Raw genomic sequence first — 1,946 nt, 5'->3', positions numbered from 1 at the left:
GACCCTACGATGATCAAAATTCTCAAAAAAAATAAACGAAATTTCAAACGATTTTTTTGAAATTTTGTTAAAATCACATTTGTTTTTTTATGACTTTTTCAACAAAATCGATTAGAATTTATTTTGTTTTTCCACCAAAAATTGAGTGAGATTTCAACCTATTTTAAGCAATAAGTCACCATATAGTTTGATAGTTTACAACTATAAACATTGATTGTTTACAGTTGTAAACTATTTTTTCTTTCTCATAAAAATTTGAGTGATCTCCCCATCAGGTAGTACAACTTTTTCCTCTACTATCCGAACTAACTTCTAGAAAATTTTAGAGATTGGTTCTATTAGATTTCCAAATTTGCCACCACTTTTTTTCAATAAGTGGTTGTGTATTGTCTGCTTTTTTTTCAGAAAAGGCAGTTGATTCGGTTGTTGGAGTTTCTTCTGTATAAGTTAAATGGAGCTGTTCTTGTAGGTTCTCAATTTGTTGGTTCGCTTGTAGAGTGAGTTGTTGTTGCTGGTCGAGTAATTTTTGCATTTGTTTTATTTGATTATCTTTTTCTTGTAGCTGTATATCTTTTCGATTTAACTGTTTTTCTAGGAAAGAAAGGAGTTTTAATTCGGAAACTTGGTTGGTGTTTTTATGGTTTTTGGTTTTTGATTTTTCGCCAACTAGTTTTCGATTTAAGTTTGCGTTATCGACTAAAAACATTGATTTTATAGCTTTTTGACCGGTTTCGTTAATCACAAACTTGTTTCCGTTTTTTGCAAACCAAAGTTTTCGATTTTTGTCAGAAACTTTTTTGTTAATTGCTGTTTTACTAACTCCTAATTCTTCCGCAAGTTCTTTGATTGTTTTATCTGCCATAAATACTCCTTAAGCTTAATCGAATAAGTTTTGTAAATTTCCTAGTAAATCTTGTTTGAGTTTGTTTGAAAGTTCTCGTTTTTCTGCCTGTTTTTCTTCAGTTTGTTGTTGTTGTTTAAAATCAGCTTCATGAGTGCCTAAGGGAAGATTTAGTATTCGATCTTTAGCGCGCCATTTTTCTTCTCGTGTTAATTCTCCATTGTGATCAATATTAAATAATTTTATACGTAAATCTTCTTGTTTCCCTTTGGAAAAATCGTCAGCATGGTTAATTTCAGCTTTCCAAGTAAAACGATAACCGATAACAGGTTTACCTCGACCTTTACCATATTTTTTACGAATAGTTAATCCTTTAAATAAGGGAGTGAGTTCTTCTTTAATTGGCCTTAAGATAAATTTGTCAATATTTGACGGACTATTCCAATAACTTTTAGGAATATCTAGTAAATCAAAAAATTTTTCTTTGGAAAATTCAGTCCAGCCTTGAGTTCGATATTGTTTTAATAATCGAAACATAGTTTTTGAATATGTGCTATCCAAATTAGTAAATTGCTCTAGATTAAATCTTGTCCAGTTCTTTAATTGATTAAAAAGTCCTTTAAATTCTGGATTAACTGAAATTATAACAAGTTGTTTATCTCGTATAATGCTATATTTTGTGAAAGCAACAAATTTAGTTAAAGTATTTCCATCATCATTCCAAGCATTAATACTTAATAATTTGTCATACGTGCTACTAAGATCTTTTATAAATTGTTCCCCACGTTCTGTATAACCGCTTAGTTTTTTCAAATCGTGAAATGAAAAAATAATCTCATCTACACCTTTTTCACGTACACGTGAAGCAATTGAAAAAAATAAGTTCATTTCACGACTATTAAATTTTCTCAGAGGAATATGATTTAATCTATTTTCATATTTTACAATTTCATTTGCCATAAGCTTCTCCTACTTTTATAAAGTATGAAATAAAAGTAACATACTTTATAAAAATACTCAATAATGTCGGAAAACCTACTTGAAAAGCGTAGAAAACCTACTTGGACAGCGTAGAAAACCTACTTGAAAAGCGTAGAAAACCTAC

2 protein-coding genes are annotated in these 1,946 nt (G+C 29.7%); both read right to left on the bottom strand.

Annotated features, from left to right (window positions below):
• Nucleotides 1–322 precede the first annotated feature (322 nt).
• Nucleotides 323–862: a DUF536 domain-containing protein gene (locus ACP693_RS17585; RefSeq protein WP_002351084.1), complete on the bottom strand. Its 540-nt coding sequence runs from the start codon at nucleotides 860–862 to the stop codon at nucleotides 323–325.
• A 15-nt stretch (nucleotides 863–877) separates the two neighbouring features.
• A complete protein-coding gene (locus ACP693_RS17580) occupies nucleotides 878–1,801 on the bottom strand; it encodes a replication initiation protein (RefSeq protein ID WP_002351085.1) in 924 nt (307 codons plus the stop codon).
• Between the last annotated feature and the right edge of the window lie 145 nt (nucleotides 1,802–1,946).

The sequence above is a fragment of the Brevundimonas sp. TWP1-3 genome, from assembly GCF_049896085.1.
Classification (GTDB): Bacteria; Pseudomonadota; Alphaproteobacteria; order Caulobacterales; family Caulobacteraceae; genus Brevundimonas.
Note: the sequence above shows the minus strand (reverse complement) of the source record. Positions and strands in the feature narration are given on the sequence as shown.

What these genes read in the sequence shown, in the direction of transcription:
- ACP693_RS17580 (WP_002351085.1), bottom strand. Translation starts at nt 1,801, where the DNA reads ATGGCAAATGAAATTGTAAAATATGAAAATAGATTAAATCATATTCCT.
- ACP693_RS17585 (WP_002351084.1), bottom strand. Translation starts at nt 862, where the DNA reads ATGGCAGATAAAACAATCAAAGAACTTGCGGAAGAATTAGGAGTTAGT.